Consider the following 23,781-nt stretch of genomic DNA (forward strand, 5'->3'; position numbering starts at 1 on the left):
TCGCTACGAGCGCAAAGCCGAGCACTTCCTCGCCTTCACCAGCATCGCCTGCACCCTCATCTGCTACCGCAGGCTCACCAAATGAGATGGCCTCTTAGTGGCGCGACCACCGCAGCATCCTCATCGAGGAGACCCCCCGCCCCCTGTCGGGGGCTGGCCGTACGGTGCGGCGGCGGCCATCAACGCGGGCAAGCGGCCCGACGGCGGGGAGGGCCCGCCCCTGTTCGCGGGGCGGGCCCTTCGGTGGTGGTGCGGGCCGGGCACGGGCGGTGGGCCACACGGGCGTCCCAGGGAGCCGGTCTGGTCAGTCGACGGCGTCGTACAGGTCGTACAGCTCCTGGGCGGCGTGGACGGCCGCGTCGCGGTGCTCGTCGCAGGTGGGTACCTTGACGCCGCGGTGGGACACCAGGTCAGCCGTTCAGGAACGGTCACCGAGACCGGCGGCGACGGCGGCAAGCCGGCCCATGGCATGGGCCACGCCGAGCCCGTCCATGAAGTCGCGCACGTGCACGATCTGGCCGCCGCGGACGCGCATCACCAGAAGACCGGGAAACCTGAAGGACCGGCCGGTCGTGGTCACGGTGCCGGTCACGACCTGCTCGACAGTGATCACCTCCGGGTCGGTGCTCTCATGCACCACGACTTCACCGATCTCCTGAGGCCGCGCCGGGCTGGCACCCCACGCCGCCCGATAGCCCGCGCGGATCTCCTCGCGCCCCTGGTAACGCGCGGGCATGCCGGGAAACAGGAACGGGAACTCATGGACGGCATCGGGCGCGTAAAGATCGGCCAGGTCGTCCGCGGAACTGTCGAGCATCGCCCGCTGATAACGGGCCAGGACTGCACGAGGGGAGGATTCGGCCGTGTCCGGCATGATGACGGGACTCCGTTCGGTCAACGCTTGGACGAGCTCGATCAAGCGATGAGCCCGGGTATGGGGCGTACGTGCGTGGGCGTGAGTCGGCAACTTGCGGAGGTTCCGACTCCGAGAGCCATGACCGCTTCTGAAGTTCAGATCGATGACTAGATCGCGGGAACGCGGTGGATGGGACGACCGCTCAAGGTGAGGGCGTCCCATCCACATCCACGTCCAGACGGACCACGGCCGTCACTCCTTGGCGGCAGCCTCCCGGATCAGCGGCTCGAGTTCCCGCCGCACGTAGGCGTCGAACGGCGGCGTCAGCGCACCGTCGATCACCCGCTGCACCCGGTGCTTCGCCGCGATCTCCTTGAGTGTGGCGCGGGAGTCCGGCTCCACGCCCCCTCCAATGATCAGAACCCCGAACTCCTCGCTCTCCAAGAGCTTCTGGGCCTCCTCGTCGGTGCTCACCCCCTCCGCGTCAAAGCCGTCCGCACGCAGCGTGGCCAGTACCTCCGTCACCCTGGCGGGCGACCTTCCCAGCACCAGCGTTCTCACGGCCGTTCCTCTCCGATACGCCGACATCGGCACCCCCGAACCTAGAAGCTCAACCAGACTTGAGATCAACCCCAAACCGATCTTCTGTCTCAGTCTGTTTCACTCACCGGCTGATTCGGCGCTCATGGGAGTGACCACCACCGCGCCGTTCCGGCTGATCGACCCCTCGCGTCGTCGGAAGGGCTGCTCGTCCCCGGGCGTGCTCTCCCACGTGCGGGCGCCATACCGGGACCCGATCTCCCGGAGTGCGGCCACCTCGGTGTGCAGCCCTTCCACTTGCCATTCATTGAGTTGGGGAAGCGAACGACGACGACCGTCCATGGTGTCGACGAATGCCTCAGCCCTCCCTGATTGCGGAGCCCTGCGGACGCCGAGATCGTCGATCCCGCTCCAGGGGATGCGACGACAGCGGATGGCGCCGTGGATGACAACCCCGTTCACGTCGACTCGGGTGAAGCCTCTCCGAAGACGCAGCAGACCCCAGGTCAACGCGCCGGTCGTCACCAGGAGAAGGGCGAGGCTGAACCACCTGACCCAGGAGACGTCCTTCTGCATGCTCTGTGCCACGTAGTACAGAGCGAGGACAGCAGGCAGAGTGAACCGGACCCCTTGTCCCGGTGATTCACGACGTCTCCGGTACTCCCGCACCACTTCCGTCCTTGCCACGAGCCCCCTCCCACAGATGTGGCCCCCTTTCCGTCAGCGTCTCCTCAAGAGGGCACCGTCGCGAGATCCTTACACGGCCTCAGCACCGTGACCACCTGTTCCTGTGTGCTGCCGGAACCACGGTCAGCGACGGGCCGGCGAAACCACGCGCCCGCGGGTCGGCGTGGTGAGGGATCTGCCACCTCGGCGTGTCACCTCGCTGCCCAGGAGCGGAGCTTGTCGGGATTGAGTACCGCCCAGATGTGGTGGATCCGGTCCTCCCTGACCTCGAATGCCATCACCGATACGGTGACGCCGTCCAGTTGGACGGTCAGTCCCGGCTGGCCGTTTACAGTGCGCTCCACCAGGCTCAGGTCGGGCGCCGCGGCGCGTCGGCCGACGAAGAAGTGTGCGACCTGCTCCGCGCCTTCAACCGGGGTGAGCGCGGCGGTGACGAGTCCGCCGCCGTCGCCGGTCGCCGTTGCGTCGGGGGCCAGCAGGCCGATGAGGGCGTCGATGTCCTTGGCCTCCCATGCCTGTTTGAAGGCCCGGACTACGCCGGCGCGCCGGGCTGACGAGGCCGCGTCAGGCTGCGAGGCGCGGATGCGTCGGCGAGCCGAGGTGGCCAGCTGGCGGCAGGCCGCGGGGGTCCGGCCGACGATCTCGGCCACCTCACCGAAGGAGTAGCGGAAGACGTCGTGCAGGACGAACGCGACCCGTTCGGCCGGGGTCATCGCTTCGAGCACGACGAGGAAGGCCATACCGACCGACTCGTCGAGGGTGACCCGGTCGGCGGGGTCGACGGTGGTGTCGCCCGGCCGCCTGCCGATCCACTCCGTACGGTCGGGCAGCGGTTCCGGGATCCACTCGCCCACGTAACGCTCGCGTCTGGCGCGCGCCGAGCCGAGCAGATCGAGGCAGACCCGGCTGGCGACAGTCGACAACCAGGCGCCGGGGGAATCGATGACTTCTCGCTGCCGCGGGGACAGGGCGTACCAGCGGGCGTAGGTCTCCTGTACGACGTCCTCGGCATCGGCCAAAGAGCCCAGCAGGCGGTACGCCAGGTTGGTCAGCCGACGCCTCTCGCTCATGATCGCGATCGGTCCCGAATCGGACCGGCCGTGCCCCGGCTCGGACGGAGTGGTCATTGTGTCACCGACTTCCTCGGACGATTCCCCTCACCGTCCACGACGATCCGGCGGACCGAATTGTGAGGTCGGCACGGCGCCTCACATTCCGCACGGCTGCCTCGTCGTACCGATCAGACCCGTACAGGAAGGAAGCCGATCGTGGAACCCGTGAACGTCGCGATCACCTACTACAGCTCCACCGGCACCGTACACACCTTGGCACAAGCCGCCGCCGAGGGTGCGGAGAAGGCCGGCGCCGACGTGCGACTGCGCAAGGTGGCCGAAACGGCCCCGCCAGAGACAGTCGCCGCCAGGCCGGAGTGGGCCCGGCACCTGGAGGAGGCCGCCGGCATCGCCGAGGCCGGGCACGACGACCTGGAGTGGGCCGACGCGGTGCTGTTCGGCACCCCCACCCGCTTCGGCAATCCGGCCGGGCAGCTCAGGACCTTCATCGACAGCACCGGCCCCCTGTGGTTCCAGGGGAAGCTCGCGGACAAGGTGTACTCGGCCTTCACCGCCTCCAACACCGCTCACGGCGGGCAGGAGTCCACTCTCCTGGCACTGGCGAACACGTTCTACCACTGGGGCGGCATCATCGTGCCCCTCGGCTACACCGACCCTGTTCAGTTCCGCTCGGGCAACCCCTACGGCACCTCCCACACAGCGGGCGACGGCCCGCCCGGAGAACTGGCCCTGCATGCGGCCCGGTACCAGGCCCGCCGCGTCGTCGAGACCACAACCCATCTCAAGGCCGGCCGCACCGCCTGATCCGGGCAGGCATGCAGACGGGGGCAGGGGAGCGCGAACGGGGAACAGGCCGGCGCGGTGCGATCTTCACCACTGGCAGTGAAGGGCACATCGACCGCGCCACCTGCTTGCCCTGCTTGCTGCCAGATGCCTTCGCTGACCGCGGTGAAGGCATCTACGAGCGCTGTGGTGCGTCTGCTCTCCCCATGTGAGAGCAGGCACCTGCTCACGCTGGAGCTGATGGTCCACGTCGCGGCGGCGCTCCGGCCCCGTGGCGAACGAAAACGCCTTGGCTCGGCCGCCGCCGACTGCGACGATGCTCCTTCCCAAGCGGAGGGCATTTGTTCGTCTTCGTGTGTGCGGGGTGCGGCGCCGAGCTGACCGCCCCGCTGTCCCAGGTCACCCTGCCGGTTCACGCCCATCAGAAGTACGGGAACGGGATTCAGCTCCCCGTGCTCATGGAGTCGGGCACCTTCGCCGTGGAGTTGGAGCCCTCAGGGCCTCCGTGGCGGAGGTGGGAGGAGATCGATCCGGACGAGGCGGCCGCTCGCGGCATCTACGCGCCGGTCTACGCCCTGTCCGACGGCGCGCCCGGCGCGATCGTCATCGCGCCCGGGGACACCCGCGGTACCGTGCCGATTCTGGAGAAGTGCGGCGGCTACTGCTGCGGCCTCGACGGAGCCGACGGCCCCAACTTGGGCTGCGAAGTGTGCGGCCTGCCCGTGGCGACCAGGATCGACGACTGCTCGCTCTGGCAGGCGGTGTGGCTCGCCCCGGGCGCCGTGTGCCACCGCCCCGTCGACGACACCGATGCCACACCGCTTTCCTGGGCGGAGTTGACGGCCGAGAGGAGGGGCACACCGCCGTTCGAGCCGATCACTGCGTGGGGCGGGCCAAAGCTCGGGTCGCACCACTGGTGGTCCTGGAGCCCGCGGTGGGAGGCGGCGGCCGGCCGGGCGCTCGCCCACCTGCTGGCGGCTTCCGAGGGCCGGCCGGTGACCGTTCCGGACGGCCTGACCGAGGAAGTGTTCCAACGCGCCCTCGACGCCCTGCTGCCCACAGGGCCGTCAGCGCGGCGTGCCGTCCTGGCCGGGCCGGGCCTGCCCGCACCCGACGCAGGCGCCGACATCCTCCTCGTACCGGTCCACCCGCAGACGGGACAGACCTGGGCCCAGCCCGGCCCGGCCGCCGCGGCGTACCCGGTGCCCCTACCGTTCGGGGTGTGGCTGTCGTTGGCCTTCCCCAAGCCGTATCTGCCCTTGCCCGCGTCGGGCGTCATGCCCGACGGCGTCCTCCGAGACGATCCGCCCGCACCGCGCCCCTACGGCCTGTTCCGAGCCGACCTCACAGTGTTCCAGCACACTCTGGTCCGGCTACCAGCCGTCCGTAGCCAGTGGCTGCGCGAGATCATCGAGAACCTCACGCGGGCCACGCACATCCGCCTCTTCTAGTCCGCCGGCGGAAAACGCTGACGCCGCCTGACTACTCAGTTCCGAGACGCGCGGACCCGCGACGACCTCACCTCGGTCTGCTTCCGCTCCCGAAGTGAACAGGTTGCCGGTGCGCTCAGCAGCTGTCTTCGGGCTGCGGGCCGGCGTGCTTGAGATCGCACCTGTCCTGCCAACGGGCGAAGCCCTCGGCGATCTCGTCGGGCGAGTGAACCCACTCGCCCTCATCCGCGGTGCCGTGCCAGACGACTCCGGGACGATCCGGATCCCGGCACAGGTCGAAGCCGTGCAGGTGCTGCAGGGCCCCGAGAACCAGCGGCGGGACGTGATGGTCCCCCTCGTCCTCGACCCACGCGGCCGCCCAGGCGTGAATCGCTTCACGGGTCACATCACCGGTGATGAGCGCCTGCCACTGAGCGGCTACTTCGTCGAGGTCGGGTGCAGGAATCGGAGTTGCGCGATCACTCATGGGGTCACGATCGCAGCCGTATGAGCCACGGGAAAGACCAAGCTGCTCCTTGATCGGCCCCCGGCTCCAGCCGGCTATCCGTCTCAAGACCACCTGACCAGCGTCATGTCCTCCTAATTCCGCATTCCGCATCGAACGCGAGCGTCCAGCAGACGGGTGGTCTCTCCCGCCCCCCGGACGATCGAAGGGGTCAGCGCGTCAGCTCCGTGGCCAGAAGGTCCATCAAGAGGCCGTCGTGCCAGGTGTCGTCCGGAGCGCGCCCGTGCTGCCGCATGATGCCGACCGGCCGGAAGCCGACCTTCTCGTAGCAGCGGATCGCCGCCGTATTGTCGGCCGCCGGGTCGATGACCAACCGGTGGTAGCCGTGCTCGTCGATGAGGTGGCGGGCCAGTGTGCGTACCGCGTCGGTGCCCAGTCCGCTGCCGTGCACGGTGGGTTCGAGGAAGACATCGATACCGGCGTAGCCCGGATGGCCGCCTGGGCAGCGACGTCTTCGGTGACAGTGGGGCGGAGTACAACGAGAGCTCCATGCAGCACGGTCATGACTCGGGACACTACGCGACCGGAGGTCTGCCTTGCGCGACGGTTTCCGGGTGCCCCGCGACTCCCCCGTCCGTCACAAGTGCGTCCGAACCGGTTCCGCTCCTCACGACAGCCGCGGAAGCCCGCCCTATCCCTCCGGTTTCGCGCGACGGACCTGTCCTCCGGCCGCGTTGAGCAGACGACGGATTCGGCAACGGAGGGGGCTCCACAGTGACAGCGCGTGCGCTCAAGCAGGCACTGAGGGGTGCCAGGGGTACGGCGATCGCGGCGGCGGTGATGGCCGTGCTGACCGCGTCGCAGGCACCGAGGGCGGTCTCGGCCGAGGCCACAGAGCCTGGGCGGGAGGCGGCACCCACCGAGCACGGCCTCAGCATGTCCGGCGACACCCCGTACCGCACCGGTCTTCCCCCGCTGCGAACGCGGAAGACGGAAAAGTGGCGGGGCCCGCGGCGTGGCCCGATGTGAGGACAACGCGGGCCGTCAGACGCTGCCGTCCTGAAGACCGCACCTGATGCACGTCACGCTCATGGGATGCGGCGATGCCGAGGGTGCAGGTTCCCGCTACGCCGTCGTTGGCCGATGTGACGTGCAGCGGCGGCGCGAGCGGGCTGCCGGAGCCGGTGACCGGGCTGTACATCCGTACCCCGCCTGGGAACTCATCCACGCCGGGGATCTCCCCGGGTGCACCGTGCCGCCCGGTTAGCTGCCGAGTCAGGCTGCGGACGTCGTCCGCCACCTGGTGCAGCGTTGCGGGGGAGGCGGTGGTGCGGACGGTGGCCTCGACCAAGGCGCGCAATTCGTGGCCGAGCGCGGCGATGGCTGCCTGTTGCCGGTCCAGGTCCTCCGGCGCCTGGGGGTCGGGGGTGGTGTGGGTCGTGGCGTGGTGGGTCAGGGGCGAGGTCATCGGGTTTCTCGGTGAGCGGGTCCGGTGCCGTGGCGGCTGCGTGCGGGATCAGCGGGTGGCGAGGTCGCGGACGAAGACGGGCTTGAGGTGCCTCTCGGGCAGTGCGGAAGGCAGGTCCTCCCAGTCGAGGACGTGGGAGACGACCCGGGCGGGATCGACCGTGCCGGAGCCGGCGAGGGCGAGGGCGTCGGGGATGTGTGCGCGGACGTTGTCACGGGCGATGCGCAGGGTGACGCCGGTGAGGTACATGTCGAGCAGGGGCAGTTCGCCGGGGCGGAAGTGGTTGCCGGCCGATTCGCAGAAACCTTCCGGGGCGAGGAGTTGACGGCGAGGGCGAGTTGGTCGACGCGGCCGGTGGCCTCCACCGCGAGGTCGAAGCCGTGCCGGATCGGTGTGATCGCCTCGGCGGTGCGCGCCCCGTAGGTCTCGGCGAGCGCCCGGTGCGCGGGGTCAATGTCGACGTACAGGACGTCGGAGGCGCCGAGCGCGCGGGCGACGTCGCACACGTACAGGCCGATGCTGCCGCGTGCGATGACCAGGACGCGGGCGCCGGGGCGCACCTTGAGGTGCAGGGCGACCAGGCGCCAGGCCAGGGACCAGTTGTCGCCGGCAGAGGCCCTGGCGACCGGGTCGAGACGGGGCGGCAGCGGGACGAGCATCGCCTCGGCGTAGGGGACGCGGACCAGTTCGGAGAAGAGCCCGCCCCAGTTGCCGCCGATCGGTGCTCCGTACATGGCCATGTGCGGCACCGACGTGCAGTGCGCGGTCAGCCCGTCCGACACTGGTCGCACGTGCCGCAGCTGATCGACCAGGGCACGACGACCAGGTCGCCAGGGGTGATGGTGGTGACCGTGTCACCGGTCTCGACGACGCGGGCGACGCATTCGTGGCCGAGGGCGAACGGCGGGTCGAGGAAGCCGTGGCCGGCCAGGATCGAGGAGTCGACGTCACAGGAGGTGGCGGCGACCGGCGCGACAATCGCCTCCCGCCCGGACCTGAGCACCGGGTCCGGTGCCTCGCGCCACTCCACGGTGTTGCGGGCGACATAGGTCAGTTCACGCACCGGTGGCCGCCTTCTTGTCGCTCTTGGCGAGGGCCACCAGGTCGGCGTACCGGACGATCGAGCCGCCCGCGCCCCAGGTGCCGTCCGGCTGCTCGTGGACGAGCACCCACACGCGCAGCGCCTCGCCTTGGGGCAGGCCGGCCGCGTTCAGCATTCAGGCGTGGATCACCAGCCGAGCTCTCCGTGACGGTCACGGAGGGTTCCCGTCGGGCCGTCCGCCCCGATGGTGGCCAGTTCGACGATCGCGTCGGTTCCCTCGGTCACGGTCTGCGGGCCGCTGTGTCCGTTGAAGTCGGTCGCGGTGTAGCCCGGGTCGGCGGCGTTCACCTTCACGTCCGGCCAGGACTTCGCGTACTGCGTGGTCAGCATGGTCACGGCGGCCTTCGATGCCGTGTAGAGCGGCGCGACGGCCCGCCCCTCGACCCGCTCGGCGTCGTGGGTGGCCGTGAAAGACCCCATGCCGCTGGACACGTTGACGATGACCGGGTTCGCCGATGTGCGCAGCAGGGGTAGGAAGGCGTGCGTGACCCGGACGATGCCCACCACGTTGACCTCGAACACCTCAGTGGCGTCGGCGGCCGTGATCTGGTCGGCGGGGCTGTGTGTCCCGAAGGCACCTGCGTTGTTGATCAGGACGTCGATGCCGCCCTCGTGAGCCCGGATGTTTTCGGCGGCCGCGGCCACTGATGCGTCGTCCGTCACGTCGATCTGGACGAAACGGGCACCGAGTGCGTCGGCGGCCGCCTGGCCGCGCTCTGGATCACGCGCACCGACGAGGACGGTGTGGCCGGCCTCGATCAGTCGGCGGGCGGTCTCGTAGCCGAGGGACTTGTTGGCTCCTGTGATGAAGGTTGTCGTCATGCGTTCACTCTCTTCCCGCGGCGGGAGGACAGCCAGTGCCCCCTGCGACGGTAGGACGGGCAGTACCAGGCACAGCGGCCGTCGGAGGGGAACAATGGTCGAGTGGATGAGACCCTTGGCGCAGCATTGCGTCGCTGGCGCGACCGGCTTTCTCCCGTCGATGTCGGGCGCACGTCGCGACCCGGACGACGTGCGTCAGGTTTGCGGCGCGAAGAACTGGCCGAGCTCGCAGGGCTGTCGGTCGACTATGTGGTGAGGCTGGAGCAGGGGCGCGCCACGAACCCTTCGGCGCAGGTCGTCGCGAGCCTGGCCAGGGCCCTGCAGCTGCAGCCCTTGGAGCGCGACTACGCCTACCGGCTGGCTGGCCTCCTTCCTCCGCAGGAAGGCACGATCTCCACGCACGTCCCCGCGGGGGTCCAACGGATGCTGGCTCGCCTCGGGGAATTCCCGGTGGGCGTGTTCAGCGCCGACTGGACCCTGCTGACCTGGACCCCGGCGTGGGCAGCGCTTATGGGCGACCCCAGCGCACGGACACCGGCCGAGCGGAACCTCGTACGGGCGGTCTTCGCCGCCGGACCGACTGGGCTCACGGCGTGGCCCGTGATCCAGGACGGCGACGCCCTGAACACCGCCCTCGTCGCCGATCTGCGCACGGCTCTCCTCAACTACCCCGACGACCGAGCACTCACCGACCTTGTCGCGGAACTGCACTCCAACAGTGCGGAGTTCACCCGGCTGTGGGACGAGGGCGCGGTCGGTCCGCACGTCTCGGCCCGCAAGACCGTCGTGCACCCCCAGGTCGGCGAGGTAACATGCGACTGCGATGTGCTCACCGTCCCGGGCAGCGACATCCGCCTCGTCGTCTACACGGTGGCCGCAGGTTCCGCCGACGCGGAAAAGCTGGAGTTCCTGCGGGTCACCAGCGGCGTTCGCATCGGCGGTTCCCCGCCTCCGGGGCCCGGACTGTTGTCGGCGCCGTGACAACCGGGCCGGCCGAACCCGTCAGGCGGCTCCAGCACCATGTACCACGGCTGGACCCGGCGGGCACCAGTGGAACCCACCTCATGAGACGGCACACCGCGGAGTGATCTCTCGGACGCGAAAGGCGTCGCTGCACGAACCCGAGCTCGACCGAGTGGCTGATGCGGACTGGCGGGTCCCCGGCCGTATGCCCCGCCCGACCGGATCGGGCCGGCCGGAACCTCCCCAGCCGCGGCAGCGGCCCAGCCCCCTGGAGAGCGCGTGGGGCGTAGTTGTTGGCGCAGCAAGTGAGAGGACAGCTTGGCGTGGCCGGCGGGGACCTCCCGGGCCGCGGCCGTGTCGTGGTCGGTGCGGACGGCGAACTACTCAAGACGGCGCTCACCGCTACCGGTGCCGTCGCCCTGATCTTCATCGGCGGCTGGGAGAACGGCCGGCGTCCTTGGAGTCGTGGCTCCGATTCTGGGGCCGCGGAATACTCAGCTGCAACTGAGGCTGGCCCGCCCTAGGATCCTCGCTCGAGGCGCTGGCATGGCGCCCTGTCAACAGTGGGCACTCAACGGACCCAGGATGCGTGACGCCATGAGCAGCCGACTCTTCGCCATCTCCTTCGACGCGCACCAGCCCGAACGCCTAGCGCACTTCTGGTCGAGCGTCCTGGGCTTGGAGACGACCAACGATTCTTACGACGGCATCGCCCCCATGTCCGGGAATGACGCCGGCTACCGCCTCAGCTTCCGGCCCTCCTGGACGCAGAAGACCGGCCAAAACCGGCTGCACTTCGACCTCACCAGCTCCTCCCTGGAGGACCAGCAGGAGACCGTGGCCAGGGCGCTCGACCTCGGCGCGCAACACTGCGACGTCGGCCAGGGGCCGGACGCGTCCCATGTGGTGCTCGCCGACCCCGAGGGCAACGAGTTCTGTGTCATCGAGCCGGGCAACGATTTCCTCGCCGACTGCGGCCTCATCGGAGCGCTCGCCTGCGACGGTTCGCAGGCCGTGGGCTACTTCTGGAGCAAGGCGCTGGGCTGGCCGCTGGTCTGGGACCAGGACGAGGAGACCGCCATCCAGTCACCGAACGGCGGTACGAAGATCACGTGGGGCGGTCCGCCGCTCATGCCAGACCCTGGCAAGGACCTGCACTTCGACCTCGCAACGAACGACGATCAGCAAGCAGAGGTTGACCGCCTGCTATCCCTCGGAGCGAAGCGTCTCGACTCCGCCCACAGCGGGGACGGCTCGGTACAGCTGGCCGACCCCGACGGCAACAAGTTCTGCGTGCTCACACACCGGTAAAACGGGAACCGCGGCAAGCAGGTACCAGGGCCTATTGCGAAAGTTCTGGTCACACCCACCAGGCGAGGTTGACCTCGCCGCGATGATTGTCAGTGCGGCCTCGTACACTCTCGGCGATCTGATCGAAGGGAGTGCAGTGGAAGACAGGACACGTATCACGTCACTGGTCGAGATCCTGCCCCCGGATCTGGGCGCGGACGAGGAGGTCGACTGGTCGGCAGCCAAGGCACGCTGGGGCACGCGATTCCCGCATGACTTCATGGACTTCATGTCGCTCTATGGCGCTGGTTCATTGTTGGATGAGGTTGGCATCCTGTTGCCCCTGCCGAAGGAGTACATCCAGTGGGATCCCGGGACCTTCGAGGAGGAGACGGAGAACGCCCGCTCCACCTGGGAGATGCTGGATGGCCAGGCAGGCCTCGAGATCGACCCGGACCACATCCTTGCCTGGGGCGTCACTTCTGGAGCTGACATCCTCTGCTGGCTTACCACTGATCCAGACCCCGACCGGTGGCCAGTTCTGGTTTGTGGCCGGCATAGTCGCGACGACTTCACGCTGTTCGCCTGCGGCATGGTCGAGTTCATCCGCCAACTGCTCCGGGACGAGTACGACCCCTACCCGCTCAGCATCGACCTGCGCGGTGCTTCGCCGCGCTACGTGCACTGGCTCGAAGAACAGCGACGCTGGAGGGCAGGGTCGGACCGCTACTCCGGTGAGCCACGAACAGCTGACCAGTAGGGGTTATCACGAGACTCTCTGGTCATAGCCACTCGTTGATGGCCGCGATCAGTACGGTCGCTTCCCAGCGGACAGCCAACTTGTCGTATCTCGTAGCCACGGCCCGATACCTCTTGAGTCTGTTGATCCCGCACTCGACCGGTGAGGCGGACGGGACGGGGCGTCCGGCCCGATACAGGATCTCGTACACGAGCCGGTGCTGTCGGGTGATCCGATGCGTCACTTCACTCGGCGCCAAGCAGCACCTGCCCGGCCCGCAGCCGGCCTTGGAGGGCGGTTACGGCTGTCGAATCCGCCTGCCGCTCCCGCACTCAGGAGACGTGTCGGACCGGTTCCGCTCCGGTTTGGATAAGGAAGTCGGTGAGTACTTGGGCGAGTCGTTCGGGCTGGTCCTCGGGGACGAGGGTGGACGAGCCGGCGATCTCGATCAGCTGGCCCTGCGGGTACAGATCGGCCAGCCGGGGGCCGTGCTCACGCGGCATCAACCGATCCTCGGTCGCCCAGACGACCAGTACCGGGCGGTCGAAGTCACGCAGTCGCTCGCTCCAGGCGAGCAAGGTCCTGCGCCCGGGGGCCCCGGTGGCGAATTTGGCGAAGTCCCTGCGGACAGCCCTGCTGCGGGTGGCGGGAGCGAACCAGTCGTCCATGATCTCGTCGGGGACCCCACGCAGGCTCATCCCTCCGTATCCGCCCCGGCTGTGACGGAAGGCGGGAACGCGCATGAGGCGCGTCAGGAGCCAGACGCCGCCGGGAACCCTGCACACCTGCGCCATGGCCTTGGCCGGCCCGGGGGGAAAGTTGTCGAAGGCCTCGCAGGCCACCAGCACTAGGCGCGCAATGTGCTGGTCCTGCCCCTCCGAGATCAGGAACTGGCCCCCGCCCCAGTCATTGAGTACGAGGGTCACCTGGCCCAGACCAAGCTTCTCGATGAACTCGCCCAGGAGCCGGGCGACACCGCGCTGGGAGAGGTCGGCATCCGGGTTCATCGGCCTGCGGTGACCGCCCAAGGGCAGCGTGGGCAGGACGCAGCGGTATCCGTCCAGCAGCGGAACCACCTTGCGCCACTGGGTCTCGTTCATCGGCAGGCCGTGGCCGAACACCAGCACAGGCCCCTCCCCGCCGGTGTCCCGGTAGTCGATCGATCCGGACGACAACTCGATTCTCGGCATCACGACCCCCTGTTTGATAGATCGTTCTACTGTAATCTTTGAGGGGACAGGGAGTGAAGACAATGGGACAGACGGACACGCGAGCCAGAATCCAGGGTGCCGCCGCGGTGCTGTTCCGCCGCCACGGCTACTCGGCCACCGGCCTGAAGCGGATCGCTGCAGAGGCGAACGCACCGTTCGGCTCGATCTACCACTTCTTCCCCGGTGGCAAGCAGCAACTGGCCGGGGACATGATCCGCACGTCCGGAACCGAGTACGGCCGAATGGTCCTGGCTCTGCTGGACAGCGTGCCGGACCCGGTGGAGTCCCTCGTGCGTGCATTCGAAGCGGCTGCCGACGACCTTGCGGCGGCGGACTATGCCGACGCGTGCCCGATCGGGACGGTGGCCCTCGAAGTGGCGAGCAGCAACGAGGTGTTGCGGATCGCGACGGCGGAGGTCTTCGAGCAGTGGGTCGGCACGGCGACGCAGTGGTTCGGCCGCTGGGTGGCCGAGCCGAAGGCGGCGCAGTCCCTCGCGTATTCAATGATCATGATGCTAGAAGGGGCATTCATGCTCAGCCGCGCCACCCGTGACCCGGAACCCCTGCGGATAGCCGGCCGATCCATGGCCAACTTGCTGCACACAGCCATCATTCAGACCGGCGAGGACTGATCTCGAACCCTGCTCCGCCAGGCCGTCGACTCCCGCGCCGTCATCGGCCAGGCCATCAGCGTGTTGATCTGCCTGCACCAGATCAGCCCCGACACCGGCTTCACTGTGCTCCGCACCACCTCCCAGCGCGCCAACACCAAGCTCCACACCGCCGCCTGCCGTCACCCGCTGGGCCCACACCCACCACCCACGGCCCGCCCCGATCAAAGAAGCACTCGACGAAGCCCCGCACCTGCAGGCGGGCACCCATGGCATTCCCGACAACTGATCACTTGGCGGAAATTGCTGCTCCTCCGTTGGTGCGCCGCTGCCCGGTATGGCTGCCGTGCCAGTCCAGCACCAATGCGGTGGCATCGTCAGCCAGGGATCCCCGACACGCGGTGAGGACCGCCGCTGTCAGGGCCCGGACCACTTCCCGCGGATGCTCATCGCGGGTGTCGCTGATGAGGGCGGGCAGGTTCACGGCGGCCGCGCCGCGCTCCCGCATACCGTCGGTGAGCAGCACCAGGCGATCGCCCGGCTCCAGACGCAGTCGCTGCACCTCGTAGCTGACGGGGGCGGGCACCCCGAACGGCAGGTTGACCCTGATGGGCAGTTCCTCCACCCGGCCTTCGCGCACCCGCAGGGGCCAGGGGTGGCCGGCGTTGATCAGCTCGCAGGCCCCGGTATCCAGTGCGATGCGTAGCAGCTGGCCGGTGGTCAAACCGCGGGCGTGGCGGGTGAGTGCCTGATGTGCGGCGTCGGCCTGCTCGAGGATGCTGCGGCCGGCGCGGCGGGCTCCGCGCAGGGCGTTCACGGTGAGCGTGGCCAGCAGCGCGGAGGCGGTGTCGTGGCCCATCGCGTCCGTGATCGACAGATGGAGGGTGTCCTGGTCGAGGGCGTAGTCGTAGGTGTCGCCGCCGATGTCGTCGGCCGGGGCGAGGCCGCCGGCCAGGGTGAAGTGCGCTCCCTCGCAGCAGGACGCCGAGGGCAGCAGCTGGTGCTGGATCTCCGCGGCCAAACTCATCGGCGTGCTGCGCCGGCCCCAGTGATAGAGATCGGTGAAGCGGCGGTCGGTCACCACGATGTAGGCCAGCGCGTGCGCGGCCTGCCCCACCGCCTGCCGCACCGCATTGTCGGCGTCCGGCACGATCAGGTCCAGGACGCCGATGCAGTCACCACGGTTCGTCACCGGCGCCACCAACCGACAGCCGTCGTCGACGTCCTCCTGGTGCAGCCGCTGGGAGCGCAGCACCCGCTCGAAGACGCTGCCCGCCAGGCCGATCCGCTGCGCCTCGCCCCGCGCCTGCCCGGCCGTGCCGGCCCTCGGCAGGCGCACGGCCTCCCGCCCAAGCATGTCGACGAACCAGAACGACACCTCCGAAGCGGAGAAACGCTTCTCCAGGTTCCGGGCGACCACGTCCACCGACTCCACCGGCGCGGCATCCTCCGCCGCACCCAACACCTCATCCAGGTCCAAGCCGACATCACCAGCCACAGCCACCTCCCAATCCACCGATCCACCCCATCCGCCTTCCCCGGCAATCGGGAAACCGGATGCACCAGATTCAAGCAGTTGAGGAGGGGTCGGCCGGTCGTCCTACCGGCGGGGGCCTGAACGCGCGGAGATGCCGGGAGCGTCGACCAGCGCGATGCGGGCGGTGACCCGTTTACCGACCGGCTCGCGCTTCGCTTCGAAGCCCTCGGCGACCGCCATGACGATCTCCAAGCCGTGCTGCCCGACCCGGCCGGCGTCCGCGGCCCCGGCGACGGGCAGCACCGGGTCGGAGTCCCACACCGCCACCTCGACCGCGTCCCCGGCAATCCGCAAATCCAGCAGCACCGGACCGGGCGCGTACTTGTGGGCGTTGGTCACCAGCTCACTGACCACCAGCTGAGTCAGATTCATGACACGCTGCGACACCGGCAGATGCTGATCGGCCCGGACGCGGGTGAGGAAGTCGGCGGCCAAGTGGCGGCCCCGAGCGATACCTCCTGCCACTGGCAGTGGAGGTACTGCGGGAGAACCCGATGGCAGAGGGGCACATGTACGAAGGTGATCTACTGTCCGCGGTCCTCACCAGGAACCTATCGGTCTGGGCCGAGTTCCCCGAACTCGGCCCAGAGCTTCGCGGGATCGTCTCGAAGTTGACTGGACTGCCCCCTGACCTGGAGCAGGAGGTTGAGCGCTTCCTGGTTCCCTAGGGCACCGACTCCCGCGACGGATGCCCGGGCGTGACCGCGACACCAGTGATGGCGTTGGTGGCAGCAGTCGGTGAACCACGTGATCCACGGCCTGCGGGCACGGCCGCCGACCTCGACCAGCACCGGGACCCGCATGTGGTCGGTCTCCCACACCTGATTACGCCAGCCGCGCGGCCGGGCCAGGGAAACGTCATGCCTGCGCGCCGCCCGCTCCCCACCCGCAAGCCCGGCCCGCTCCCCCGGCGTCAAATCACGGCGGATCGCCCGGCCGTGCTCGGCAACCAGTCGGGGGCGGCAGGCGGTCCAGGCCCGCACCGGGCAGATCTCGGGGTCGTCGGCGTGCGGATCTTGGCGTTGCGCACCGAGTGCTTGGTCTAGCCGGTGAGCACAGCGACGACCAGGCCGCCCGGGGGCAGCGTGACGTCGCCGGTCAGCAGCCCGGCCGGATCCTGCCGCGGCTGGCTAGTGGAAGCCGGTGAGGGCCAGCGCCTTGTCCCGGTCACCGGTGAGGGTGTCGGGGCGGGCTCGGGCGACGGCGCGCAACCCATCGACGTCGGCGCCGATCGCCTGTCCGCGGCCGCGCCGCTCGCCAGCCTGCAGGAGCTGGACCGCGAGGCCTTCCAGCGCGGCGCGGGCCTCGGGGCTGGTCGTCACAGAAGACCTTCACGCCGCGCTCGTGACCGGCGGTGGCGCAAGAACCTGCTCCAGGCCCGCCAGCGGGCTGCTGGCAGGCCTGTGGGGCGTTTGGCGAGACAGAGCAGCACGGCGGTCGCGTTGTCGTCCCAGCCGTCGCCGCGAGATTCAGTAGTGCCGCGAGACCCGATTACCGGCGTACCATCCTCGGTCTCGTTCAGCCTTGTACTGAAGCCGCTCGGTGCAGCTCATGCCTTTGAGCATCGCCTCTTCCCTCCTCGCAGCGTGGGAATCTCCGGCTGTTCGTAGCAGCTTGTCGGGAACGGTGTCCCAGGGCTTGACGGAGGTGAAGACACGTCGCTCTGCCTCCGTAAGACCGCCCGGGAATGCCTCGGCAATCGCGCTCCCGACGAGTCGGGCCCGCTCCTCTGTCCGGAGGTCCGGGCGAGTGCTCAGCGCTCTCCTGAGCGTCTCTCGTACATCAGCTCGCAGCCCGTCAACGTAGTGTCTCGCACGCTTGTGTCCTTCGATGTCCATCCGTGGCATATGCCGGAGGCTAGCTGGCAGGGGCCGGGTCACGACCGCGCCGCCGCCGTAGTCGTCAATCGGCCACCTCCATCTTCCGTGCGGTACACGTACGCCTACGGGACAGGCGGCGTCGGAGCGGCCGTCCAGCCGGACGTGACGGAAGGTGAAGGTGTGGCCATCCTCGTCACGCAGGGCCCAGCCGTTCAGGTTCACCGCGCGAGTGGAGTTGGTGATGTCCACCCACTCCTGTTCAGCGACCAGTTGGGTGGAGTCACTTGCGCGTGGCATCCCGCCCATCCGGCCCCGCCGTGGTTCTCAGCCCCGACGCCGGACGAAGCTGTACGCCGACAAGGCCTGGAGATGCCGAGACTGCTGCTCTACTCGCCGGCCCAGCGCCAGCACTCATCCCTCGGCGTCGCTTCACCTCTCCATAAGCGCTACTGCGGAGGCCCGCTGTGGCGGGGCGGCAGCCGGGTCCGCAGGAGCGCCAACTGACCAACGCGGCGCGCCTCCTTGCGAGTGCAGGGGCTGTTCTCGGTTGACCCGCTCGTCGGGAGCCCGACAAGGGCAGCCTCCGTTCCTTCTTGGCAGGAGCGTGGGGCGGTCTGATCACAGCACGGCAACAAGATTCACTGGACAACCACATGTGAGCGAATCGCAGGCCCTGGGGAAATCTCGCCGGTTCAGTCAAAAAAGAGTCGGGACACCGGGACGCGGACCCTATATCGCCCGACCGCCGGCCTCTGGCCGAATGCTGGTCAGAGGGAGCCGGGGTCCCTGCCGAACGCACCGCGCGGTGGTCTCCGGCGCGGTGTGCCGCCGACCGGTCCGACATCCCCGTACGGACGGAGGACCGGCGAGTAACGGCAACCGGAGGAAGATCAGCCACGTCTCTCCACCGGACGGCGATGGGGGGGACCGGTGACCAGTCATCACCAACGGCGAGGTCGTGTACGACTTGCACAGCGCAGGCCATCGCCTCGCCGTGTGCGGCCACGGGCCGGGACCGCTCGCAGCCGACTGCGACGGTTACGGCGGCTGCCATGGACCACGGTCGGGACGTGTATCGGCGCGGTGGCGGCTATCGGAGGTCTCGTCTTCACCGGTGTGGCTACGTACTACGGCGCCGTTGTCTCCCGGCAGCAGCTCGACCAAGTGAAGGGAGACCAGGAGCATGAAGAGCAGCAGCAGGCATCCCGGATAACCACATGGACGGACCCTGACGCCTCGGACGGAAAGCTCCACGTTGTGAACAGGTCACCTGATCCCGCAACATCTGCAAGCGTGACCATTGGAGTGGAGCGTGCGGTCTACGTCTTTCAGATACCGACGCTGCCACCATGCTCCGAGCTGTCTCTGCAAGCCAAGGACATCAGGTTCGCACACGGGACCTACCGGTTCTCCCTCGACGCCGGAGTGTGGCGTGCCGACCTCTTGCAGTTCACTGATGCCACAGGGCAGACGTGGCAGCGGACGCCCGAAGCCCTCGAAAAAATCGACTTCGCGGCATCGGTCGTCCCTTACTTTCCGCAGTTCAAGGTGACGCCCCTCGACGGTGAATGCGGATATACGTGATCTTGAACCAGCCCGAGTGGCACGACGACAGGGCATGGGGCGCCCGACTGCCGGTGACTGCTTACCGATGGGTCATCGAACGGACCTTTGCCGCCTCATCACCCACCGGCGACTCGGCTCATCGCACTAACCGGAGGGCTCAACCAGGCGCTCCGCGAGTCACCTTCGCCGTCGACTGCACCGCCTGCGCCCGCATGCCCTCGAGTGGTCGAATGGGCCAACACCATGGAGCAGTACCAACGGTGCGGGCTGGCCACGGCAGGCCCGGAGGCACTGCGCCTCGAGCACCCCAGCCTGTCCTGGCACACCCTGGGCGGCCATTCTCTGCCGCGAGTTCCGCAGGCAGGCAAAGAAGGCACCGGACACCCGACCGACTAAGGCATACACCGCCTGGCATCCGTCGTCAGCGCCCCGCCCCGGCGGGGCGCTGACGACGGATGCTGGGCGGTCTTGCAGTACGCGCCGATGGCGGCGTTGATCTTCTTGGCCTCAGCCGGGCTCACGGTGTGGGTGCTGTTACTGAACCGGGCCTGCGCGACGACGTCGACCTTGACCGACTTGCCGTTGATGGCAGAGCACTGGTTGCGGGTGTTGTCGATGGCCTTGTCGGGGTCGGCGACAAGGGCGGGGTTCACTTTGCGCAGTACGGCCGGCAGGTCGGTTCGGGCCTGGCCGGTGGGCGCGGCCGGGATGCCGGCGACGGCGACCGAGGCGGACGCCTGCCGCCCCTGCTGGTCACCGCCTATCACACGGCCCGCTGTCTGCACGCCGAGGCGGGCCTGCCGCTCGCCGTCGACCCCGCACTGCCCCGGCCCGACAACGAACACGCCCTGCCCGCCGACTCCACGGTGCTGCTGCACACCGACGGGCTGGTCGAGCACCCCGCCGACACCCTGGAGGTGGGTATGCGTCACGCCGCCCATGTCGCCGCCCTTCACGCCACCGAGCCGCTGCCACACCTGTGCGACGCTCTGCTCGCCCACCGCCGAGGACGGACCTTCCACGACGATGTCGCTCTCCTCGCCACATGCGTCACGCGCTTACCGAGTTGCCAGTGGGGGCGGCTCGCCCGGCACCGTCCCGCACTCAGGCCCGCAACCCTGGAGCGGCGAGACGTCTGGACCACCGCCGTGCCACTCGATGAGGTGCGAGTCGACCACGTCCAGCTCGTCCCCGCCCACCAGCCCGGCCTGTCGCAGGCTTCGGCGTGGCAGTGCTCCTTGCTTCATCAAGCCGCAGCTGCGCTCCGCTCCTCCGCGCGCGCTCCCCACTCCGCTGCGGGTGAGGGCTGGACGGCGGCATGACCGAAGGGTCATGGGTCTGCCGGCCGATGTGATCGCTGAACTTGCGCTGACCGTGGCAGGCGCGGCAACCCGTTCGGCCACGCCTGTCTCGCGAGGGCGCCGCGCCACGCTGACGATGCTACTGACGGCCGACCTCGTGAACGGGCCGTATCAACCCCTGTCCCCGGAGGATCAAATGCCCATAGTCACGGGCAGCCATGAGAGCACGTCAGCCAGATGCAGACCAGAGAGACCGACGCAGTCGCTTCACGGCCGCCGAATGTGGCTGGTGGGAATCCTGGCGGCGCTGTGCACCGCACTACTGCCAGGCGTCGCCCCGCATGCGGCAGTAGCCGAGCCCACCCACCCCACGCAGGTCAGCCGTCTCTATGTGACCAATTTCGATGCCGACACGGTAACGGTCCTCAACGCCGGCACACACGCGGTGATCAGCACCGTCCCTGTCGGTGAGACCCCGATCGAGGTGGCGGTGGACCCGGGTCGTGCCCGCGCCTACGTGGCCAATCGCGATGCCCACACGGTGACGGTGATCAATACCGATACCAACACCGTGCTCACCACCATCCCCGTCGGTGGCCCCCCGCAGGACGTTGCGGTGGATCCGGGCCGTGGCCGCGCCTACGTGACCAACGCAGCTGACGACAACGTGTTGGTGATCAACACCGACACGAACACGGTCGTCACCACCGTCCCCGTCGGCGACGTCCCGTTCGGGCTCGAGGTGGACCCGGGCCGCGCCCGCGCCTACGTGGCCAACAGCGAAGGCGACAGCGTGTCGGTGATCAACACCGACACGAACACGGTGGTCACCACCGTCCCTGTGGGCGACCGTCCGTTCGACGTCGCGGTGGACCCAGGCCGTGCCCGCGCCTACGCGATCAACGAGAACGGCGACTCTGTGTCGGTGATCAACACCGACACGAACACGGTGGTCGCCACCGTCCCCGTCGGTGACACTCCGACCGGGGTGGCGGTGGACCCGGCCCGTGCCCACGCCTACGTGGTCAACTCCGAGGACGACACGGTGACGGTGATCAACACCCAGACCAATACGGTGGTCGACACCCTGACGGTCGGCGACGAACCGGCCCGAGTGGCGGTGGACTCGTCCAGCGCCCGCGCCTACGTGACCAACTACGCGTCCGACACGGTGTCAGTGATCAACACGGCAACCGACCAAGTGGTCGACACCTTCGCGGCCGGCGACGGCCCCGTCGGGGCGGCAATCCTGAATGCGGCTCAAGGCGGCGGTCACTGCACGAAGCCCCGGAAGAGCACCTGCTGAGCGACAGGGACTGATTGGAACGGACGGGGTGCCCGGTTCATCGGGCACCCCGTCCGCGGTCCTCGCGGAGGGGCGGCAGACAACGAGTCCCCAGTTGAGGGGGCTGGTCGCACACCCTGTGCGGGTGCGGTGCCGCCCCTCCCTCCGGCGTGTCGTCACACCAGCGCGGCCTGCCTGGTCAGTGGCAGGCGGGCGTGGTCCAGGGCGGCGTCCATGCGGGCCGCCTGGCCCTTGGTGAATACCTCGCGGGCAACGGTCCCGGCACCGGCGACAGTCGGGGTGCCGCTGCGCGGTCGACGGCATGGAGAGGCCGTTAACGCGCACTGCGAGCGCGTGCACGACGGCGGGAACGCCGGCCGCCCACTTCTTCGGCGGTGTCACGGAGAGGGAGGTCTCCGGCTCCTCACCGGGCGGGTTCTGCATCGCTTGGCCTTTCTCTTGCCGTGTGCGGTACTCGGGTCAGCCGACGGGCCACTGGGCGACACGGCTCCTGGGCGGTTCCGGGGTGTCGTGCTGAACCCGGCCGTTGCGGATGGTGCCGCGCCAGGCACCACCCTCCTGACCGAGCCCTTCGATGAAGTGCTTGAAGCTCACCAGTTCCCCGCGCACCAGTCGCACGGTCAGCCCCACGACCCTGGACGAGCGGGTGAGGACCTTCGCGGCCCCCTGCGGTTGAAGCAGCATCCGGACCGTGATCGCGGTGCCACCGGACTCCGTCGGCCTGAACTCGACCTCGCCCTGGTGGGTGGGGTGCTGCTCCAGACCACGCCAGGCCAGGTAGGCGTCAGGGTCCTGTTCCACGATCTCGACCGCGAAACGGTGACGCAGGAGGCCGTAGCCGATGGTCCACGCGGTGACGGTAGGCCTGATCTGCTCGACGTCGCGCACCACGGTCGAGAAGCGCGGGAACGTCTTGAACTGCGTCCACTGGTTGTAGGCCGCGCGGACCGGCACCGCGACCTCGACCGTCTCCTCGACGTGCCGCTCGCGCAGCGGACGGCGGCGTGTCACGCCGTCGCCGTCGGAGCGCATGCCCGGGGTGTTCGGCACGGCCTGCCCACCGTCGTCTTCGTGCGCCATCCCTCGACCAGCGGGGTGCCGCGGCGACGGCGAAGCGGCAACCGGGGCGCGGTCGCCGGCCACCTGCCGGGTCACGGTGAGAGTCGCCCCGACTGCGTCAGCGGTCCTGGGAGAGTGCGAGGAGCTCGGCGAACGTGCCATCGGCGTGGACGAAGTCGTCGTAGCCCGAGGCACTCTGCCCCGGATCACGATCAGGCGCATGTCTTCTGTGCCACCGTGCCGGGCACGCTTCCCGTCACGCGTCGTCGCCCTTGATGCTCAGCTGCACGCGGTTCTCGTGGAAGTGGTCCCAGTTCATGACCAGGCGGAAGCAATGATGCGCCTCGAGGCGTTCGGCGTCGGCCGACTCCTGGCCCCGCTGCACCCGGGCGTCGCCGGAGGCCACAAGTTCGGTGAGGGCGATGCGGACATCGTCGGCGTCCTGACTGGTGGCGGCCGCCAGTCGGTCCAGGGAGGTGAGGATCTTGCGGTTCGCCAAGATCGTCGACCAAGTGGTTGATGACGCCGACACGGGCCGAGTACGCCGAGCGGCCGAGCCGGCCCGCGCTGAGCTCGCCTCCGCCCTCGGCAGCGCGCCGAGCCCGGAGGCCGAGGCGAAGGCGAAGACCCTGCTGGAGCGCCTCGGCGGCGACGCACACGGTCCGCGGGCAGCCGCGTAGTGGCGGGTATCGCGGTCGTCCTGGACCACACGACCGCGGGAGCGTTGTACGACCCGAAGGACCCGTTCAACGAGGCGGTCGCGGCGTTCTACGTCCAGGCCTCCGGCGGGCTCGGTGACCTGTATGCGCGGTGCTCTCGCTGACGGTCGGCGACACCGAGCGGTCCGGCCTGCTCGGCTAGATCAAGGGCCTGCGGTTCATCCGGATCGAGGCCTTCGACACCGCCTCCGCGGTCACCTCCACCGAACTGCTGCGCTGCGGGCACTCCTGGGCCGCCGTCCACGCCATCCACGCCGCCCGCCCCTCCCCCACCCACCCCACCGGCCGACACCTCCTCACCCTCATCCCCAAGACCTACGTCGGCACCGGCATCCAAGTACGATCCCACGCTGCCGTGACGCCGCATACGCTGGGAGTACGCGCCGCCCTCAGGAACCCGGGAGGTGTGTCATGGCCCACGCCCATCGCTTT

General features: G+C 68.9%; 29 protein-coding genes and 3 pseudogenes. 13 read left to right on the plus strand and 19 right to left on the minus strand.

The genetic code is table 11. The features are described from left to right. Positions 1–418: 418 nt before the first annotated feature. From ABZ478_RS38205 to sigJ, 4 genes are all read right to left on the minus strand, one after another. Positions 419–919: a nuclear transport factor 2 family protein gene (locus tag ABZ478_RS38205; RefSeq protein WP_359557298.1), complete on the minus strand. Its 501-nt coding sequence runs from the start codon at positions 917–919 to the stop codon at positions 419–421. Positions 920–1,108: 189 nt separating this feature from the next. Next, a complete protein-coding gene (locus tag ABZ478_RS38210; RefSeq protein ID WP_359557300.1) occupies positions 1,109–1,417 on the minus strand; it encodes a hypothetical protein in 309 nt (102 codons plus the stop codon). 99 nt (positions 1,418–1,516) lie between these two features. Further along, positions 1,517–2,083: a hypothetical protein gene (locus tag ABZ478_RS38215; protein ID WP_359557302.1), complete on the minus strand. Its 567-nt coding sequence runs from the start codon at positions 2,081–2,083 to the stop codon at positions 1,517–1,519. 191 nt (positions 2,084–2,274) lie between these two features. Continuing rightward, complete coding sequence (gene sigJ / locus ABZ478_RS38220) at positions 2,275–3,210, minus strand: RNA polymerase sigma factor SigJ (RefSeq protein ID WP_359557304.1); 936 nt, start codon at positions 3,208–3,210, stop codon at positions 2,275–2,277. A 138-nt stretch (positions 3,211–3,348) separates the two neighbouring features. Between sigJ and wrbA the strand changes: the two genes are divergently transcribed. Continuing rightward, positions 3,349–3,960 (plus strand): NAD(P)H:quinone oxidoreductase, encoded by a 612-nt coding sequence (gene wrbA, locus ABZ478_RS38225; protein ID WP_359557357.1) that lies wholly within the window; start codon positions 3,349–3,351, stop codon positions 3,958–3,960. 320 nt (positions 3,961–4,280) lie between these two features. Beyond that, positions 4,281–5,390, plus strand: coding sequence for a hypothetical protein (locus tag ABZ478_RS38230; RefSeq protein ID WP_359557306.1), 1,110 nt, complete (start codon positions 4,281–4,283; stop codon positions 5,388–5,390). A 115-nt stretch (positions 5,391–5,505) separates the two neighbouring features. Here the strand turns inward: ABZ478_RS38230 and ABZ478_RS38235 are convergent, their stop codons facing one another. From ABZ478_RS38235 to ABZ478_RS38260, 6 genes and pseudogenes are all read right to left on the minus strand, one after another. Beyond that, on the minus strand, positions 5,506–5,856 hold the full coding sequence (locus ABZ478_RS38235) for a hypothetical protein (protein ID WP_359557308.1): 351 nt from the start codon (positions 5,854–5,856) through the stop codon (positions 5,506–5,508). Between the two features lie 190 nt (positions 5,857–6,046). Beyond that, a pseudogene (locus tag ABZ478_RS38240) lies at positions 6,047–6,319 on the minus strand (GNAT family protein); the annotation flags it as partial. 447 nt (positions 6,320–6,766) lie between these two features. Beyond that, positions 6,767–7,303: a hypothetical protein gene (locus tag ABZ478_RS38245; RefSeq protein WP_359557311.1), complete on the minus strand. Its 537-nt coding sequence runs from the start codon at positions 7,301–7,303 to the stop codon at positions 6,767–6,769. Positions 7,304–7,351: 48 nt separating this feature from the next. Further along, positions 7,352–8,366, minus strand: a pseudogene (locus ABZ478_RS38250) (alcohol dehydrogenase catalytic domain-containing protein). Then, positions 8,359–8,520, minus strand: coding sequence for a hypothetical protein (locus ABZ478_RS38255; RefSeq protein WP_359557314.1), 162 nt, complete (start codon positions 8,518–8,520; stop codon positions 8,359–8,361). Before ABZ478_RS38255 ends, ABZ478_RS38250 begins: the two are co-directional and overlap by 8 nt. Positions 8,521–8,531: 11 nt before the next feature. Continuing rightward, positions 8,532–9,227, minus strand: coding sequence for an SDR family NAD(P)-dependent oxidoreductase (locus ABZ478_RS38260; RefSeq protein ID WP_359557316.1), 696 nt, complete (start codon positions 9,225–9,227; stop codon positions 8,532–8,534). 102 nt (positions 9,228–9,329) lie between these two features. On the opposite strand from ABZ478_RS38260, the gene ABZ478_RS38265 reads away from it, so the two are divergent. The 3 genes from ABZ478_RS38265 (at position 9,330) to ABZ478_RS38275 (ending at position 12,240) form a co-directional block, all read left to right on the plus strand. Then, entirely contained in the window at positions 9,330–10,208 is an 879-nt protein-coding gene (locus tag ABZ478_RS38265) for a helix-turn-helix transcriptional regulator (RefSeq protein ID WP_359557318.1), read from the plus strand. A gap of 579 nt (positions 10,209–10,787) precedes the next feature. Further along, complete coding sequence (locus tag ABZ478_RS38270) at positions 10,788–11,501, plus strand: VOC family protein (protein ID WP_359557321.1); 714 nt, start codon at positions 10,788–10,790, stop codon at positions 11,499–11,501. A gap of 82 nt (positions 11,502–11,583) precedes the next feature. After that, entirely contained in the window at positions 11,584–12,240 is a 657-nt protein-coding gene (locus ABZ478_RS38275; RefSeq protein ID WP_359557324.1) for an SMI1/KNR4 family protein, read from the plus strand. 22 nt (positions 12,241–12,262) lie between these two features. Here the strand turns inward: ABZ478_RS38275 and ABZ478_RS38280 are convergent. Both ABZ478_RS38280 and ABZ478_RS38285 read right to left on the minus strand, forming a co-directional pair. Continuing rightward, a pseudogene (locus tag ABZ478_RS38280) lies at positions 12,263–12,364 on the minus strand (IS5/IS1182 family transposase); the annotation flags it as partial. Positions 12,365–12,551: 187 nt separating this feature from the next. Continuing rightward, the gene (locus ABZ478_RS38285) at positions 12,552–13,409 is read right to left on the minus strand and encodes an alpha/beta hydrolase (RefSeq protein ID WP_359557327.1); all 858 of its coding nucleotides are present in this window, start codon (positions 13,407–13,409) and stop codon (positions 12,552–12,554) included. Positions 13,410–13,471: 62 nt separating this feature from the next. On the opposite strand from ABZ478_RS38285, the gene ABZ478_RS38290 reads away from it, so the two are divergent. Together ABZ478_RS38290 and ABZ478_RS38295 are read left to right on the plus strand one after the other, a co-directional pair. Beyond that, positions 13,472–14,062 carry a TetR/AcrR family transcriptional regulator gene (locus tag ABZ478_RS38290; protein ID WP_359557329.1) on the plus strand — a complete coding sequence of 197 codons (591 nt, stop codon included), beginning with the start codon at positions 13,472–13,474 and terminating at the stop codon, positions 14,060–14,062. Between the two features lie 9 nt (positions 14,063–14,071). Further along, entirely contained in the window at positions 14,072–14,446 is a 375-nt protein-coding gene (locus ABZ478_RS38295) for an ANTAR domain-containing protein (protein ID WP_359557360.1), read from the plus strand. Here the strand turns inward: ABZ478_RS38295 and ABZ478_RS38300 are convergent. Together ABZ478_RS38300 and ABZ478_RS38305 are read right to left on the minus strand one after the other, a co-directional pair. After that, positions 14,331–15,557 (minus strand): PP2C family protein-serine/threonine phosphatase, encoded by a 1,227-nt coding sequence (locus tag ABZ478_RS38300; RefSeq protein ID WP_359557330.1) that lies wholly within the window; start codon positions 15,555–15,557, stop codon positions 14,331–14,333. The two genes, ABZ478_RS38295 and ABZ478_RS38300, sit on opposite strands and share 116 nt — an antisense overlap. Positions 15,558–15,641: 84 nt before the next feature. Further along, positions 15,642–16,049 (minus strand): ATP-binding protein, encoded by a 408-nt coding sequence (locus ABZ478_RS38305; RefSeq protein ID WP_359557363.1) that lies wholly within the window; start codon positions 16,047–16,049, stop codon positions 15,642–15,644. 38 nt (positions 16,050–16,087) lie between these two features. Here ABZ478_RS38305 and ABZ478_RS38310 point away from each other — a divergent pair, with 38 nt between their 5' ends. Beyond that, positions 16,088–16,246, plus strand: a complete 159-nt coding sequence (locus tag ABZ478_RS38310) for a hypothetical protein (protein ID WP_359557365.1) — start codon at positions 16,088–16,090, stop codon at positions 16,244–16,246. Between the two features lie 462 nt (positions 16,247–16,708). Here ABZ478_RS38310 and ABZ478_RS38315 read toward each other — a convergent pair whose 3' ends face one another. After that, on the minus strand, positions 16,709–16,900 hold the full coding sequence (locus tag ABZ478_RS38315) for a hypothetical protein (RefSeq protein ID WP_359557333.1): 192 nt from the start codon (positions 16,898–16,900) through the stop codon (positions 16,709–16,711). A 147-nt stretch (positions 16,901–17,047) separates the two neighbouring features. Further along, positions 17,048–17,647, minus strand: a complete 600-nt coding sequence (locus tag ABZ478_RS38320) for a hypothetical protein (RefSeq protein WP_359557335.1) — start codon at positions 17,645–17,647, stop codon at positions 17,048–17,050. An 834-nt stretch (positions 17,648–18,481) separates the two neighbouring features. Here ABZ478_RS38320 and ABZ478_RS38325 point away from each other — a divergent pair. The 3 genes from ABZ478_RS38325 (at position 18,482) to ABZ478_RS38335 (ending at position 21,571) form a co-directional block, all read left to right on the plus strand. After that, positions 18,482–18,982 (plus strand): hypothetical protein, encoded by a 501-nt coding sequence (locus ABZ478_RS38325; protein WP_359557337.1) that lies wholly within the window; start codon positions 18,482–18,484, stop codon positions 18,980–18,982. A gap of 437 nt (positions 18,983–19,419) precedes the next feature. Next, positions 19,420–20,286 carry a SpoIIE family protein phosphatase gene (locus ABZ478_RS38330; protein WP_359557340.1) on the plus strand — a complete coding sequence of 289 codons (867 nt, stop codon included), beginning with the start codon at positions 19,420–19,422 and terminating at the stop codon, positions 20,284–20,286. Positions 20,287–20,296: 10 nt separating this feature from the next. Next, positions 20,297–21,571: a YncE family protein gene (locus ABZ478_RS38335; protein WP_359557343.1), complete on the plus strand. Its 1,275-nt coding sequence runs from the start codon at positions 20,297–20,299 to the stop codon at positions 21,569–21,571. A gap of 459 nt (positions 21,572–22,030) precedes the next feature. On the opposite strand, the gene ABZ478_RS38340 is transcribed toward ABZ478_RS38335, so the two are convergent. Together ABZ478_RS38340 and ABZ478_RS38345 are read right to left on the minus strand one after the other, a co-directional pair. Next, complete coding sequence (locus ABZ478_RS38340) at positions 22,031–22,651, minus strand: SRPBCC family protein (protein WP_359557345.1); 621 nt, start codon at positions 22,649–22,651, stop codon at positions 22,031–22,033. Positions 22,652–22,886: 235 nt separating this feature from the next. Beyond that, positions 22,887–23,129, minus strand: coding sequence for a DUF6042 family protein (locus ABZ478_RS38345; protein ID WP_359557346.1), 243 nt, complete (start codon positions 23,127–23,129; stop codon positions 22,887–22,889). Positions 23,130–23,142: 13 nt separating this feature from the next. Between ABZ478_RS38345 and ABZ478_RS38350 the strand changes: the two genes are divergently transcribed. After that, entirely contained in the window at positions 23,143–23,310 is a 168-nt protein-coding gene (locus ABZ478_RS38350; protein ID WP_359557348.1) for a hypothetical protein, read from the plus strand. After that, a complete protein-coding gene (locus tag ABZ478_RS38355) occupies positions 23,310–23,453 on the plus strand; it encodes a hypothetical protein (protein WP_359557351.1) in 144 nt (47 codons plus the stop codon). Before ABZ478_RS38350 ends, ABZ478_RS38355 begins: the two co-directional genes overlap by 1 nt. Before the next feature lie 34 nt (positions 23,454–23,487). On the opposite strand, the gene ABZ478_RS38360 is transcribed toward ABZ478_RS38355, so the two are convergent. Next, positions 23,488–23,631: a hypothetical protein gene (locus ABZ478_RS38360; protein WP_359557354.1), complete on the minus strand. Its 144-nt coding sequence runs from the start codon at positions 23,629–23,631 to the stop codon at positions 23,488–23,490. Positions 23,632–23,781 lie beyond the last annotated feature (150 nt).

The organism is Streptomyces sp. NPDC005706, from assembly GCF_040631045.1.
Classification (GTDB): Bacteria; Actinomycetota; Actinomycetes; order Streptomycetales; family Streptomycetaceae; genus Streptomyces.

Excerpts from the sequence above, each read along its gene's own strand:
- ABZ478_RS38285 (WP_359557327.1), bottom strand. The coding sequence starts at position 13,409 with ATGCCGAGAATCGAGTTGTCGTCCGGATCGATCGACTACCGGGACACC.
- ABZ478_RS38235 (WP_359557308.1), bottom strand. The coding sequence starts at position 5,856 with ATGAGTGATCGCGCAACTCCGATTCCTGCACCCGACCTCGACGAAGTA.
- ABZ478_RS38335 (WP_359557343.1), top strand. The coding sequence starts at position 20,297 with ATGGGTCTGCCGGCCGATGTGATCGCTGAACTTGCGCTGACCGTGGCA.
- ABZ478_RS38255 (WP_359557314.1), bottom strand. The coding sequence starts at position 8,520 with ATGCTGAACGCGGCCGGCCTGCCCCAAGGCGAGGCGCTGCGCGTGTGG.
- ABZ478_RS38290 (WP_359557329.1), top strand. The coding sequence starts at position 13,472 with ATGGGACAGACGGACACGCGAGCCAGAATCCAGGGTGCCGCCGCGGTG.
- ABZ478_RS38245 (WP_359557311.1), bottom strand. The coding sequence starts at position 7,303 with ATGACCTCGCCCCTGACCCACCACGCCACGACCCACACCACCCCCGAC.
- ABZ478_RS38330 (WP_359557340.1), top strand. The coding sequence starts at position 19,420 with ATGCTGGGCGGTCTTGCAGTACGCGCCGATGGCGGCGTTGATCTTCTT.
- sigJ (WP_359557304.1), bottom strand. The coding sequence starts at position 3,210 with ATGACCACTCCGTCCGAGCCGGGGCACGGCCGGTCCGATTCGGGACCG.
- ABZ478_RS38340 (WP_359557345.1), bottom strand. The coding sequence starts at position 22,651 with ATGGCGCACGAAGACGACGGTGGGCAGGCCGTGCCGAACACCCCGGGC.
- ABZ478_RS38270 (WP_359557321.1), top strand. The coding sequence starts at position 10,788 with ATGAGCAGCCGACTCTTCGCCATCTCCTTCGACGCGCACCAGCCCGAA.
- ABZ478_RS38310 (WP_359557365.1), top strand. The coding sequence starts at position 16,088 with ATGTACGAAGGTGATCTACTGTCCGCGGTCCTCACCAGGAACCTATCG.
- ABZ478_RS38260 (WP_359557316.1), bottom strand. The coding sequence starts at position 9,227 with ATGACGACAACCTTCATCACAGGAGCCAACAAGTCCCTCGGCTACGAG.
- ABZ478_RS38275 (WP_359557324.1), top strand. The coding sequence starts at position 11,584 with ATGATTGTCAGTGCGGCCTCGTACACTCTCGGCGATCTGATCGAAGGG.